The 12,295-nt window shown below is 46.3% G+C and carries 22 protein-coding genes; 16 read left to right on the top strand and 6 right to left on the bottom strand.

Annotation, left to right across the window (positions count from 1 at the left end; translation table 11 throughout):
• Positions 1 to 60: 60 nt before the first annotated feature.
• The 6 genes from RS881_RS16875 to RS881_RS16850 form a co-directional block, all read right to left on the bottom strand.
• Positions 61 to 540, bottom strand: a complete 480-nt coding sequence (locus RS881_RS16875) for an MBL fold metallo-hydrolase (protein ID WP_315822144.1) — start codon at positions 538 to 540, stop codon at positions 61 to 63.
• On the bottom strand, positions 528 to 797 hold the full coding sequence (locus RS881_RS16870) for an MBL fold metallo-hydrolase (RefSeq protein ID WP_315822143.1): 270 nt from the start codon (positions 795 to 797) through the stop codon (positions 528 to 530). Before RS881_RS16870 ends, RS881_RS16875 begins: the two co-directional genes overlap by 13 nt.
• Positions 794 to 1,021: a hypothetical protein gene (locus RS881_RS16865; protein WP_315822142.1), complete on the bottom strand. Its 228-nt coding sequence runs from the start codon at positions 1,019 to 1,021 to the stop codon at positions 794 to 796. Before RS881_RS16865 ends, RS881_RS16870 begins: the two co-directional genes overlap by 4 nt.
• 185 nt (positions 1,022 to 1,206) lie before the next feature.
• Positions 1,207 to 1,473: an FN3 associated domain-containing protein gene (locus RS881_RS16860; RefSeq protein ID WP_315822141.1), complete on the bottom strand. Its 267-nt coding sequence runs from the start codon at positions 1,471 to 1,473 to the stop codon at positions 1,207 to 1,209.
• Positions 1,458 to 1,727, bottom strand: coding sequence for a family 20 glycosylhydrolase (locus RS881_RS16855; protein WP_315824509.1), 270 nt, complete (start codon positions 1,725 to 1,727; stop codon positions 1,458 to 1,460). Before RS881_RS16855 ends, RS881_RS16860 begins: the two co-directional genes overlap by 16 nt.
• A complete protein-coding gene (locus RS881_RS16850; protein ID WP_315824508.1) occupies positions 1,724 to 3,043 on the bottom strand; it encodes a beta-N-acetylhexosaminidase in 1,320 nt (439 codons plus the stop codon). The genes RS881_RS16855 and RS881_RS16850 overlap by 4 nt, the downstream gene beginning before the upstream one ends.
• A gap of 386 nt (positions 3,044 to 3,429) precedes the next feature.
• Here RS881_RS16850 and RS881_RS16845 point away from each other — a divergent pair, with 386 nt between their 5' ends.
• The 16 genes from RS881_RS16845 (at position 3,430) to RS881_RS16780 (ending at position 12,293) form a co-directional block, all read left to right on the top strand.
• The gene (locus tag RS881_RS16845; protein WP_315822140.1) at positions 3,430 to 4,224 is read left to right on the top strand and encodes a universal stress protein; all 795 of its coding nucleotides are present in this window, start codon (positions 3,430 to 3,432) and stop codon (positions 4,222 to 4,224) included.
• Positions 4,225 to 4,303: 79 nt separating this feature from the next.
• The gene (locus RS881_RS16840) at positions 4,304 to 4,999 is read left to right on the top strand and encodes a LysR substrate-binding domain-containing protein (RefSeq protein WP_315822139.1); all 696 of its coding nucleotides are present in this window, start codon (positions 4,304 to 4,306) and stop codon (positions 4,997 to 4,999) included.
• A complete protein-coding gene (locus RS881_RS16835; RefSeq protein WP_350340222.1) occupies positions 4,972 to 5,238 on the top strand; it encodes a LysR substrate-binding domain-containing protein in 267 nt (88 codons plus the stop codon). The genes RS881_RS16840 and RS881_RS16835 overlap by 28 nt, the downstream gene beginning before the upstream one ends.
• Before the next feature lie 105 nt (positions 5,239 to 5,343).
• Positions 5,344 to 6,576 (top strand): threonine synthase, encoded by a 1,233-nt coding sequence (locus RS881_RS16830; protein WP_315822137.1) that lies wholly within the window; start codon positions 5,344 to 5,346, stop codon positions 6,574 to 6,576.
• A 131-nt stretch (positions 6,577 to 6,707) separates the two neighbouring features.
• The gene (locus RS881_RS16825; RefSeq protein WP_315822136.1) at positions 6,708 to 7,001 is read left to right on the top strand and encodes a class I SAM-dependent methyltransferase; all 294 of its coding nucleotides are present in this window, start codon (positions 6,708 to 6,710) and stop codon (positions 6,999 to 7,001) included.
• Positions 6,983 to 7,357 (top strand): class I SAM-dependent methyltransferase, encoded by a 375-nt coding sequence (locus RS881_RS16820; protein WP_315822135.1) that lies wholly within the window; start codon positions 6,983 to 6,985, stop codon positions 7,355 to 7,357. Before RS881_RS16825 ends, RS881_RS16820 begins: the two co-directional genes overlap by 19 nt.
• 228 nt (positions 7,358 to 7,585) lie before the next feature.
• The gene (locus RS881_RS16815) at positions 7,586 to 7,798 is read left to right on the top strand and encodes an RNA polymerase sigma factor (RefSeq protein WP_315822134.1); all 213 of its coding nucleotides are present in this window, start codon (positions 7,586 to 7,588) and stop codon (positions 7,796 to 7,798) included.
• Positions 7,780 to 8,169 (top strand): RNA polymerase sigma factor, encoded by a 390-nt coding sequence (locus RS881_RS16810; RefSeq protein WP_315822133.1) that lies wholly within the window; start codon positions 7,780 to 7,782, stop codon positions 8,167 to 8,169. Before RS881_RS16815 ends, RS881_RS16810 begins: the two co-directional genes overlap by 19 nt.
• Before the next feature lie 76 nt (positions 8,170 to 8,245).
• Positions 8,246 to 9,055, top strand: coding sequence for a FecR family protein (locus tag RS881_RS16805; RefSeq protein ID WP_315822132.1), 810 nt, complete (start codon positions 8,246 to 8,248; stop codon positions 9,053 to 9,055).
• 133 nt (positions 9,056 to 9,188) lie between these two features.
• Positions 9,189 to 9,266, top strand: a complete 78-nt coding sequence (locus RS881_RS59530) for a hypothetical protein (protein WP_350340221.1) — start codon at positions 9,189 to 9,191, stop codon at positions 9,264 to 9,266.
• Positions 9,267 to 9,296: 30 nt separating this feature from the next.
• Entirely contained in the window at positions 9,297 to 9,527 is a 231-nt protein-coding gene (locus RS881_RS16800; RefSeq protein ID WP_315822131.1) for a hypothetical protein, read from the top strand.
• Between the two features lie 35 nt (positions 9,528 to 9,562).
• Positions 9,563 to 9,997, top strand: a complete 435-nt coding sequence (locus tag RS881_RS16795; RefSeq protein WP_315822130.1) for a carboxypeptidase-like regulatory domain-containing protein — start codon at positions 9,563 to 9,565, stop codon at positions 9,995 to 9,997.
• Complete coding sequence (locus tag RS881_RS16790) at positions 9,963 to 10,301, top strand: TonB-dependent receptor plug domain-containing protein (RefSeq protein ID WP_315822129.1); 339 nt, start codon at positions 9,963 to 9,965, stop codon at positions 10,299 to 10,301. The genes RS881_RS16795 and RS881_RS16790 overlap by 35 nt, the downstream gene beginning before the upstream one ends.
• A complete protein-coding gene (locus RS881_RS59525) occupies positions 10,280 to 10,390 on the top strand; it encodes a hypothetical protein (RefSeq protein ID WP_350340220.1) in 111 nt (36 codons plus the stop codon). Before RS881_RS16790 ends, RS881_RS59525 begins: the two co-directional genes overlap by 22 nt.
• 44 nt (positions 10,391 to 10,434) lie before the next feature.
• Entirely contained in the window at positions 10,435 to 12,087 is a 1,653-nt protein-coding gene (locus RS881_RS16785; RefSeq protein WP_315822128.1) for a SusC/RagA family TonB-linked outer membrane protein, read from the top strand.
• On the top strand, positions 12,066 to 12,293 hold the full coding sequence (locus RS881_RS16780) for a hypothetical protein (RefSeq protein WP_315822127.1): 228 nt from the start codon (positions 12,066 to 12,068) through the stop codon (positions 12,291 to 12,293). Before RS881_RS16785 ends, RS881_RS16780 begins: the two co-directional genes overlap by 22 nt.
• Positions 12,294 to 12,295 lie beyond the last annotated feature (2 nt).

The following is a 12,295-nucleotide window of genomic DNA, read 5'->3' as shown; positions in this document are numbered from 1 at the left end:
GCCACGAGCTGTGAGCGATCAATGACGTCAATATTTTCTGGCGTTCATAAAACTGTATTATTATAATTCAATGATCTCGCCCTGGTAAGCCACTGAAAATCCATTTGCTATTACTTTCTCTTTTTCTGGAGATCTTTCTTTCAGCAAAGGATTGGTATGATTGAAATGGATGAATTTGATCTGCTGTTTTACTGAATCGGGGACGGATGAAAATAATTGCATGGTCTCTTCTACAAAGGGATGGGGTATTTCGCTCATGCTCCGGCCTTTTATTTCGCCATCCTTATAAAAAGTTCCATCCAGTAATGCAATGTCTGTATTGCTTACTTTTTCAATGATATCCTTGTCCCATTTATTCCATTTATCAATATCCGGAATAAACAACACTTTCTTTTTTGGAGTTTGTATCTGATATCCGACGGTTTCTGAAAACTCATCCCTGTGTGGCACCCTAATGGGAGTAATAGTTAGTTGATCGCTGATGGCCATGCTGCTGTCGGCTTTCATCTTTACTAACCGAATATTGTTTAAGGCAACCAACTGGCTCCATGGACCATTATTCCGTAAAAGGAATCTATGCGTGGCATGGCATACACAGGCATATTTTGTGCTCCCATTGCTTCCCTTCCCAAAAACATCAATCCGGCATAATGGCCAATATGGGCATGTGTAATAAAAATACCTTGCGGGGAATAGTTCGGGGCACTCCCTACATAGTTTTGCACCTCCTGCATTTGTGCTGTCATGTCTGGCGTGGCCTCGAAGATCCAGTATTTGTTATTGATCCTGTCGATCAATGCCAGGCAGGTGGTGTGCTTTTTACTTTCTTTACCTTCCCAATAGGCTTTGCAACAGCTTTTTCGCAGCCTATCTGTGGATAACCCGCGTCCTGCGCAACTCCCAGTACTACTAAAAATATTGACGGGAGTTGCATTGAAGCCTGCTTATCTATTTTTTTCTCCGGTGGTGTACAGCCAATGATAGCAAATACAGTTACCATCAGGGCGAAAAATAGACGCATACATAACTTGCAGTTCATCGCTTCGATTTAAAATAAAAGTAGATAATTCTCCACCAGGTACCCCAATTTAAAAGGCTGTATCCTGCTTTATTGGATACAGCCTCTTTGTATTTACCATTAACTGCTAAAGATTCAACTTTTCAACCTATCAATTGCTCAACCCTCCTGTATGCTGTCTCCTTTCCTCACTTTTTCCGCTCTGCCCGCCTTACCAATTCCGCTACGGGAATAGCCACTTGCCTGCCTACCTGTTGTTTGCCTTTATAAGTAACCAGTTTGAGGTTCACGGCATCTTTGGGTACCACAAGGGTGCCAGTATATTTGGGATAGAAGCGGTCGGGGAAGGAATTATCAAAGCTGTAGTAAATATCCAGTCCTTCTATCTCGGTAGTGAGATCTACTTTCAATCCACCTGCTGCATTCTTAGAAGCACTGATCAGGGGCTCGTACATGCTGGGGGCGTACTTTTCTCTGCCACTTCATATCGCTCAAAATGCTGTTCTACGCGGCCTACAAAGTTATTCCAGTCCTTTTTCGCTTTGGGGCTCCATACTGCTTCTGCCACGGCAAAGCCCCGGGGCCAAACCATGTATTGCAGGTGGCGCATATTGTATACCTGCTCTGTCCACAAGTTGGCTTGTCCACCTTTGATCAGGGAAGGGTTGACACCTTCAGGTACCGGCTCAAACTGGTAGGCGCTTTTCAGGCGTACGGTGCTGTATACAGGGGGTTCAATAGCACCATCCCCTGCATCAGGTCAATGTATACATTTGAATTGGGGCTCATTACTACTTCATGGCCTGCAGCAGCAGCTTCCTTGCCTCCTTTCACGCCCCGCCAGCTCATTACGGCTGCACCGGGCGCCAACCCACCTTCCAATATCTCATCCCAGCCCATCATCTTTTTACCTTTCGATTCAATGATCTTGCCGATCCTTTTCACAAAATAGCTCTGCACTTCATGCAGGTCTTTCAGCTTCTCTTTTTCCATTAATTGCTTAATGGCATCGCTTTTCTCCCAGAAGTTCTTGGCACACTCATCGCCGCCCATATGGATATAACCAAAGGGAAACAGTTCGGCCACCTCGGTAAATACCTTATCCATAAAGCTGTACACATTTTCATTGGCCGGGCACAGGGCATTGTCTATCAGGGCATAAAAGGTACCATCGCCATTCCATTGCATGAACTTCTCGCCCGAATTCACCCGGTAGGTACCAGGCGTGCAGGATAGTTCGGGATAGGCCGCCACAGCGGCCATACTATGGCCGGGGATATCGATCTCGGGCAGGATATTCACAAAACGGTCGCCCGCATATTGTACCAGCTCTTTAATGTCCTCATGGGTATAAAAGCCCCCATAGGTGCGGGGCTCATCAGCTTCGGGAGTGCTAAAAGTGCCGAAAGTACCGGTTTTATCCACCCTCCAGGCGCCTACCGAGGTCAGTTTAGGCAGACTTTTGATCTCCAGGCGCCAGCCCTGATCGTCGGTCAGGTGCAGGTGCAGGATATTGTATTTGTATTTCACCATATCATCAATGAACTCCTTTACCTGGGCTTTGGTAAAGAAATGGCGTGATACGTCGAACATCAATCCTCGCCAGGCAAAACGGGGGTAATCGGAGATCCGTACAGCCGGCAAAGGCCAGCTTTTCCTGGCTACTACCGTTTTACTTTCAATGTCTTTGGGGAAAAGCTGCAACAGGGTTTGCATGCCATAAAACAAGCCGGCGGGCTTATTGGCTTTCACAATAGCGCCGGTGGGCCATACTTCCAGGCGATAGCCTTCATTGCCCAGATCGGCCTCTTCGGCTTTATTGAGGGTAAAGCTGATCACATTGGTCCGGGTGACGGCAGCGGTATTTTGTACAGCAGCAGTATAACCAGTGGCCTTGCGCAGCTGGCTGGCAAACCAACCAGCCACCCGAAGTGCGTCCGGATTACGATCAGTAGCCTCAATGCGGGTTTGTGCATTGAATAAGAACTGACCTTCCCGCTTTTCAAGGGAAACAGGTTGGGGAATAATTGCTACGTCCGTAGCCTGTTGGGCAAATAATGTTAGTACAGTAAGAACATGGACCAGAACAAGGAATCCTTTTTCATGTGCAGGTATTTATACAAACTGGAATAATGGTTCTAAAAATAGGGAATTATTGGGGATGCACTAGTAGTAAATGGCTAGTGGTCTCCCTTATTCACTACTAGCCACTTGCTTCTCCCCACCAGCTACTTACCACTACCCAGTAGCCTTTCCGCCATTCGCTATCCAGAGAAACTTTTCCAATGTGTATATTCACGATTCATGACTTTGCCGTATCTTCCGAAAAACTGACGAACACATGAAAAATTTCTCGTTCCCACTGATTTCTCCGATACTTCAAAAATGCGGCCAAATTCGCGGCACAGGCTGTGTCAGGAGTAAAGGATGCAATGATCATTCTCTACAATGTGTCCGATAAAGTAGCAGCAGGTTCTGATGGTTCCCTGCTTACGGAAAGTGACAATGACAGAAACATCATACTTGGCAATGCGCTGCTGCAGTTGAAGGATGAAATTCAACCCTTTGCCGGCGCTACCAAAATAGATACGGTACTGGAATACGGCTCTTCCCTGGTAGAAAATATGGAACGCTATGTGCGTCATTACGATATTGATATGGTGATCATGGGCATTACGGGCGCTACCCGCATTGAGCAGATCTTCATTGGCAGCAATACCCTCGATATGGTGAATACTGCCGTGGTGCCTGTACTCATCGTTCCACCCGATGCCGCTTTCCGCCAGATCAAAAATGTAGTATTGGCCAGCGACCTGAAAGATGTGGCCATTACAACTCCTGTAGCGCCTATTAAAGCGGTACTGGACATTTTCAAACCAACGCTGCACATTGTGAACGTAGACCATGAGCATTATGTAGCGGTGACCGACGAATACAAAGCCGAAGCCAATATCCTGGAAAGCATGCTGGCCGATTATAAACCAGAGTTCTTCTTCATCAGGCAGTATGACTTCCTCGAAGCCATAAGCCAATATGCGCAGGACAAGAACATTGACCTGATCATCATTATCCCTAAAAGGACTCTTTCCTGGGTGGCATCTTCAAGACCAGCCATACCAAGAAACTGGCTTATCATAGCCATATTCCCATTGTTGCTATCCATGAGTAATACATATACCTCTTGTGTAAAAGCGTTCCGTGGCTGACGGAACGCTTTTTTATTTGTAATTTCATCATTGGCCACTCACTCCCGAAAGCTTTCGGGGCTACTCACAATTCACAGCTATGCTCAACTTTGGTCACCTGGTCTTCTTTGAAGTAGCTACCCAGCTCAGCTTTTCCAAAGCAGCAGAAGTGTTGTACATCAGTCAGCCGGCTATTACCAAACATATCCAAACCCTGGAAAAGCAGTATAAGGTGAGCCTGTTTGAGCGCAAAGGCAATTCCGTATCCCTTACTGCAGAGGGTAAAATACTATTGGAATATGTAGTTCAGGGCCGGGAACTACAAAGGCAGCTGGAATTTGATATTACGAGACAGAAAAACCTGCACATCGCCAAAGGGCGACTTACGCTGGGCACCAGCACCACCATTTCCCTGTATGTGATACCACCCGTATTTTCCGCATTTCACCAGCAATACCCCAATATTGACCTCACGTTGGTGAACCGCAATTCAGAAAATATACTAAAAGCATTACTGGATCATGAGATCGACCTGGCCATTACTCAGGGTAAGAACAATATCAATACAGTTAAATATCAGTACTTTCTTACTGATGAGGTAATACCTGTGTGCAGTGCACGTAGTGAGCTGGCCAAAAAGAAACTGATCCAGCCCGAAGAATTGAAAAAGATACCAGTAGCCTTGCGCGAGCGGGGATCGGGCACCTTATCGGCAGTAACGGAAGCCTTGCATAAATGTAAACTTAGTATTGGCGATATAAAAAAAGGATCATACTGGGTGGCACAGAGGCCCTGAAGAATTTTCTACTGGATGATACCTGCCTGGGTTTTTTACCCTTGCGATCAGTAGCCCGGCAACTGAAGAATGGAGAACTGATCCGGCTTACCATCCCCGGTATATCCATACAACGTCCCTTCTACTTTGTGCAACGCCGCGGCTCAGAAGCCGATCGCATTAACCTGCAATTTATTAAGCTGGCCACCAGCTACTATAGTAAAAGTACCAATCGCACCGACTCCAAAAGCAAACATTAATACCTCCATTAAGGTGAGTCTCCCTGCCGCCTTGTTATTGCCACCCTGCAGGGAGGCTCCCCTTTACCTTTTAGGTCATAACTAAAAGTTATAGTATATAAGCAAATGGTATGGCGTACTTGCCGGGTGAAGGATACTTTTGTATTGTCTAAACCCGCTACCATGCAAACAGTACAACAGTTTACCTCCTTATCACATCTTTCCTGTTCACAATGCGGACAGTTGTACAGCATCTTTGAAGTACATAGTTATGCTACCTGTTGTAATGTACCCTTGGTAGCTCATTATGATTTACCGGGCCAGTTTTCCAAATCATCGTTGCGCAACCGGGTTACCAGCATGTGGCGTTACCGGGAAGTATTACCCGTTTTTGAGCCAGCTAATATTGTAAGCCTTGGAGAAGGCATGACGCCCATCCTTAGCCCAAAGCATCTGCGATCAACCCATGAGCTACCCCAATTATACATCAAAGATGAATCAGCCAATCCTACCGGCTCTTTTAAAGCACGGGGGTTGAGTGCAGCGGTTTCCAAAGCCAAAGAAGCAGGCGCCCATACCTGTATTGTGCCTACCGCAGGCAACGCAGGTGGTGCGTTGGCAGCCTATTGTGCAGCAGCCGGCATGAAAGCCATTGTAGTAATACCCAGTCATACACCCCAGGTGTTCAAAGACGAATGCCTGTTGTATGGTGCCGAATTGGTATTGGTAGATGGACTGATCAGTGATTGCGCCAAAAAAGTAGGTCAGTTAAAACAAAAGATCGAGTGTTTTGATATTTCCACGCTTAAAGAACCCTGGCGCCTGGAAGGCAAAAAGACCATGGGTTATGAAATAGCGGAGCAGTTTGACTGGACCTTGCCGGACGTGATCCTCTACCCTACGGGTGGAGGTACAGGGCTGATAGGTATGTGGAAGGCATTTGCCGAGATGGAGCAAATGGGATGGATCGGCCCTCAACGGCCACGAATGATCGCTGTACAGGCAGCTACCTGTCAGCCCATTGTACATACCTGGCATGGCGTACAGGCCAATGCCAAAAACTATACCGGCCGCCCTTCTATTGCCAATGGCCTCGCAGTACCCAATCCTTTTGCCGAAGACATGATCTTACGGGTATTGCGGGAGTCCGGCGGCCTGCCCATTGCCATACAGGATGAAGATATGATCGCCGCCGTAAAGGAAATAGCCAAAGCCGAGGGCATGCTAATAGCACCGGAAGGCGGCGCTTTATGGAAAGCCCTATTGGATTTGCTCGATCAACAACTGATCCAACGCCATGAAAAGATATTGATGCTAAACACCGGCTCAGGTTATAAATACCTGGAGAACATTGTGTGAGCAAGATGCGCCGCTATTGCTTGCCATTAGTCATCAACAAAGCAGCGGCCAGACCGTTCGTCAACGTTTGTTTGATTATGGATGTTTTATGTTAAAGGTTGGCCTCCGTGGGAACGGAGGCCTTTTTTTTTTTGACGGTAGGCACCCTTCCTTTATTCTGCCCCTTATTCTCTACTTTTACACCCATGAACGACTTGCCATTGAATGCCGACTACTGGGACAACCGCTACCAGCACCAGCAAACCGGCTGGGATATTGGGTATGTATCCACCCCCATTAAAGATTATATTGACCAGCTTATTCATAAAGACCTGGCGATATTGATACCAGGATGTGGCAATAGTTATGAAGCCGAATACCTGTTACAACAAGGGTTTACCCATATCACCCTCATTGATATTGCCCCTTGCTTACCAGTCAATTGAAAGAAAAGTTCAGCAACTACCGGCAACAATTAAACATCATAACCGGCGATTTCTTCGATCATGTTGGCCAATATGACCTCATCATCGAACAAACCTTCTTTTGTGCCTTAACACCTACCCTGCGCCCAGCTTACGTTGACCGGATGCACAAGTTATTGAAACCCAGTGGTAAACTGGTCGGCGTATTGTTCAATACACATTTTGAAGGCGGTCCCCCTTTTGGTGGCACCCTGGAAGAATACCAGTCATTATTTGAGCACCAACTCAACTTAAAAACCCTGGCATCTTGTTACAACTCCATCCACCCAAGAGCGGGTACAGAAGCATTTATCATCGCTCAAAAAGAGTTGGCGTAAATAACTGCAGTACTACCTCCTGGTTTTCAAATCATTCTCAACTTTTTCAATTTCATACCAGTATAAATCCTATTAATCATCAAATCAATCATGACGCCCATCACAGGCAGCAATAACAGAAAATAAAATAAATCCCTTTTTTTCTTCCTATATTTCGTTACAATTCTTCTCTGCACGGAATTATATAGAAGATTGCTTAACCAAAACCATCCTTGTTACCGCCATACAATGCTCAGCAGTTATTCAGATAACGAATTGGTATCGCTGATCAAAAACGATAGCCACGCTGCCTTCAATACTATTTATGAGCGTTACGGCAAGCCCTTGTACCTATTTATCTGCAGCAAGCTGGAGCCAGGTGAGATCAGTAAAGATGTACTTCAGGAGCTATTTGTTTCCCTTTGGGAAAAAGACGCACGCTGGTGTTACAGGAATCACTAAAAGCCTACCTCTTTCAGGCAGCACGGTACAAGATCATCGATATCTACCGTAAAAACGCCAATTACCGTAAATACCTACAGCAACTCATCGAGCATTTCGATACGCAGCCACATTCCGTTATTGATATTATTGATAATAAGTCCAGGGCCCAGGACCTGCTGGAGGCCATCAACCACCTGCCCGACCGCATGAAACAAATATTCATGCTGAGCAGATTTGACCATCTTTCCATAGAACAGATCTCCCTGCACCTGGGATTATCGCAGCAAACAGTAAAAAACCAGATATCTGAAGCACTAAAAATATTAAGGAGGTTCTATGTCGGGTTAAAAACCATCCTGTTAGTATTGACAATCAGTTTTTCCCTTTAAAACCGGAGAAATCGGGATCAGGAATAGTACCTTTTCCAGGTTATCACGACTTTACTTCTATTCAAAATACGATCAGGTGGATCTAGAACAGGTAAAAATACTGCTGGAGCGATACAATCAGGGACTCTGTACTCCAGAGGAAGCTAAGCTGGTAGAGCAATGGTTTGACCGTATCGATCAAACTACGTCCACCGTCATCAACGAAACCGAGACCGGGCATCAGCTCAACGAGATAAAATCCCGGATAGACAGGCAAATAGCACCACCCCAACCTACATTCCGCATAAACCGTGCTTATGCCCTGCCCGCCATTGCAGCTATGCTGCTTATTGTAGCGGGTATTTTCTGGTACAATCAACGCAAACAGCCTCCTAAAGGGAGCGATCCAATTGTACAAACCACAGCACCCTCCAGGGGTATTCACACCACCAGGAATGGCCTGGTGGAAATCACTACTCCACGCACAGTGAAAGACACGGTCAGGTTGCCCGATGGCAGTACCATTGTGCTAAATGCCGGCAGCAGGTTGCACTACCCGGAAAACTTCAGTAATACAGAACGAAGTATCTCGCTGGAAGAAGGAGAAGCCTTCTTTGAGGTGGCGCACGACCCTGCCCACCCCTTTGTGGTACACACCGGCCCCCTCACTACTACTGCGCTGGGTACCAGTTTCAATATCAGAACCTATGCTACAGAAAATAAAGTAACCGTAGCCTTGTTTACCGGCAAAGTTAAAATAGACCATCTCAACACAGCCGGCAACAAGGCATCTACCATGATGCTCTTGCCCAGCGAGCAAGTCAGTTTTGATCGCCGGCAACTCAGCCTCAGAAAAACATCTTTTGCCAAATCAGAGGAGGTAGCTGGCTGGAAAAAGGATACCTGATCTTTAAAGATGCCGCTTTTAATGAAATATCGAATAATATAGAAAACCATTTTGGAGTAACCATTATTAATCAAAGTAATAAAACGGTTGGAATTATACCGGCACCTTCCGGAATGAAAGCCTGAATGATGTAATGAAAACCATTAGCCTCGCTACTTCACTCTCTTACACTATTAAAACTGACACGGTATATCTTGTAAATAAAAACTAAACTGCTCGTATGAGGGTAAAACCGTGCATATTGAAATGGTTTGGATCCCTGACGCTCATACTGAACCTTATCCTGGCCGCCAGCCTGAATACGGTGTCCATGGGGCAAGGTCAAAAACAGGAATTGCCGGCCATTCTGGAAATAACCCTACGGATAAAGAATAAAAGCCTGGAAATGGTGATCATAGAAATTTCCACCAAATCAGGGCTTAATTTCCATTATGATAAAACAGAGCTCAACCTAAAAAAAAGGTCACGCTAAGCTGCTTTAAAGCCCCTATTGAAGAGGCTTTGGCGTTGCTGTCAGCGCAAACCGGTCTGCAATTTACCCGTGTCAGCAACAAGGTCATTGTAGGGACAATAGATAAAGCAGGCAATTCACCTTCCACTAACGCGATCGGCCAGGGCTCACCCGAAATAGAAATAACAGGAACTGTGCACGATAGCAAGGGCAATCAACTGCCTGGTGTTACTGTACTGATACAACATACCAACAAAGGCACGCAAACCGATACAGAAGCAGGTTTCCGCATCAATGCCAGGCCCGGTGAAGTATTGGTATTTAGTTCCGTTGGCTTTATCACCCATGAAATTCCTGTTAATACTGGTAATAACATGCAAGTGGTGCTGCTTGAAAATATCAAAGCGCTGAATGAGTTGGTTGTTACAGCGCTGGGGCTGCCCAAAAGCAAGGGAGTTGCCCTACTCCACCCAGCAATTGGGCGGCGATGATCTAAACCTTGCCAAGGATGCCAACTTCATCAACGCGCTAAGTGGTAAAACTGCTGGCCTGGTCATTTCCCGCAACGCATCCGGGATTGCAGGCTCAGTACGGGTGGTCATGCGCGGTAATAAATCAACCCGCGAAAACCAACCCCTGTACATTGTGGATGGCGTTCCCTACGCAAACTATATGCCTGCTCAACCTGCCGATGTATGGGGACAGGCTAATAATATCAGTTTCACTGGTGGCCGCGATGGTGGCGATGGTATTTCAATCTCAATGCTGATGACATTGAAAGCATCAGCATCCTGAAAGGCGCTTCTGCAGCGGCCTTGTATGGTAGTCAGGCTGCCAATGGAGTGATACTCATCACCACCAAAAAGGAAAAGCAGGAAAAATAAAAGTTGATGTTTCAACCGATCTCACTATCGAAAAACCCATGCTATTGCCCCACCTGCAATTCCGCTATGGGCAAACCATACCTCCCTATTCCGACAACCTGGGCAAACCCTACCCGGGTTCGCTTGGTAGCTGGGGCAATCCAATTCTTGGACGAGATCATGTAAAGCATTATTTCAAAACCGGTAACACCTCGTTCAATACCATTTCATTAAACGGCGGTACGCCCATAGCTCAAACCTACTTCTCCTATGCCAATACCAATAATAGCGGTATACTGCCTACCTCCCGGTTTAACCGTCATACGGTCAACATTCGCCAAACCTTGAAATTGCTCAATAATAAACTACAAATAGACGCTTCGATTTCCTTCCTTACACAAAGATCCAATAACCGGTTTTCTTCGGGATTATACTACAGCCCCATTTCGGGTTTGTATCTATTTCCCAGGGGCCAGGATTTCAATGATTATAAAAACAACTTTGAATACTTTGACCCTGTTCGCAACCTGAACATGCAACGTTGGTGGAATATAAGGAATGACAAAGACTGGATAGGCCAGGATGACCAGCAAAATCCGGAATGGGCGCTGCGTCGTAACCACCGTATAGATGCACGTTACAGGACCATGGCAACACTCGCGCTCAACTGGCAACCCAACAGCTGGCTCTCCTTAAAGAATCGCAGCAGTTTTGATCAATCATTGGACCAGTACGAACTGCAGGCGTATGCAGGCACCCAGATCGTGGTGGCAGGGGCCAACGGCAGGTATACCCTGGAAAAAGAATACAATACACAGTTCTATTCCGATATAATGGCCAATGCCAATGGAAAGATTAACCATTGGCTGCATCTTGCGGGGAACCTGGGCGCCAGCATCACCCATATCAAAGCCCATGAACGAACGTATAATGGCACCAACCCCAATGCTGAACCTGGACTCATAGCACCCAACAAATTTTCCGTTTCCAATATCAGCCCTGCTTCCAGGGATGCACAATATTCCCTGGAACAGAAGCAATTGCAGGCCTTGTTTTCTAATGTACAGGTGGGTATCAACAATAATATTTTCCTGGAGGTAACGATACGGAACGACTGGTCGAGCACTTTTGCCTTCACGCCAACAGCGGGCAAAGGCTACCTTTATTACTCAACCGGGGTGTCCGTCATTTGGAGTGATCTGTTCAAACTGCCAAAACCCTTCAATTATCTGCGTTCCCGGATCTCCTATGCCAGGGTGGGCAATGATATTGCCAGCTATTCGTCCAAACCTTCGGATTTCATCAGGCAACAGGTGGCAGGCGTTCCACGGGTAGTCCTGAACCAGCGTACGCCTTACCCGGGTATTTACCTGCAACCGGAGGACAACCGTTCACTGGAAACCGGTATTGAAATGCGGTGGTTCAACAATCGGCTAAACGCCGATATCACCTTCTATAAAAACAATAACTACAATCAATATATGGAAGTGCCGGCTCCCCGCGGTACGGGTTACAATAGTTACTACCTGAACCTGGGCAATATCCAGAACCAGGGTTGGGAGATTACCATAGCAGCCATCCCTGTGCGCAAAAACACCTTTAACTGGGCTACTACGGTCAACTTTGCGACCAATAAAAATAAGATCATATCACTCAGCAATGCCGCTGCGGCGGATCTAACCCGGACAATTTATTTGTGCTTACTGATTTTGGGGTGAACATGTTTGGTTCCTTTATTCAGGAAGGCGGCTCCTGGGGCGATATCTATGCCAATAAGGAACTACTCACCAATGAAAAAGGACAGTACCTGATAGATGCACAGGGCAGACTGAAAGTACAAGCCATGTCAAAAAAGTGGGTAATCCCAATCCAGACTTCACCCTGGGATGGAATAACAGCTTTGATTACAGGGGTTTCAACCTAAGT

The sequence above is a fragment of the Paraflavitalea speifideaquila genome, from assembly GCF_032395985.1.
Lineage (GTDB): Bacteria > Bacteroidota > Bacteroidia > Chitinophagales > Chitinophagaceae > Paraflavitalea > Paraflavitalea speifideaquila.
Note: the sequence above shows the minus strand (reverse complement) of the source record. Positions and strands in the feature narration are given on the sequence as shown.

Coding starts and splice junctions, on each gene's coding strand:
- RS881_RS16865 (WP_315822142.1), bottom strand. CDS start 1,021: ATGCGTCTATTTTTCGCCCTGATGGTAACTGTATTTGCTATCATTGGC.
- RS881_RS16860 (WP_315822141.1), bottom strand. CDS start 1,473: ATGTACGAGCCCCTGATCAGTGCTTCTAAGAATGCAGCAGGTGGATTG.
- RS881_RS16815 (WP_315822134.1), top strand. CDS start 7,586: ATGCTCAGCAGTTATTCAGATAACGAATTGGTATCGCTGATCAAAAAC.
- RS881_RS59530 (WP_350340221.1), top strand. CDS start 9,189: ATGAAAACCATTAGCCTCGCTACTTCACTCTCTTACACTATTAAAACT.
- RS881_RS16830 (WP_315822137.1), top strand. CDS start 5,344: ATGGTATGGCGTACTTGCCGGGTGAAGGATACTTTTGTATTGTCTAAA.
- RS881_RS16840 (WP_315822139.1), top strand. CDS start 4,304: ATGCTCAACTTTGGTCACCTGGTCTTCTTTGAAGTAGCTACCCAGCTC.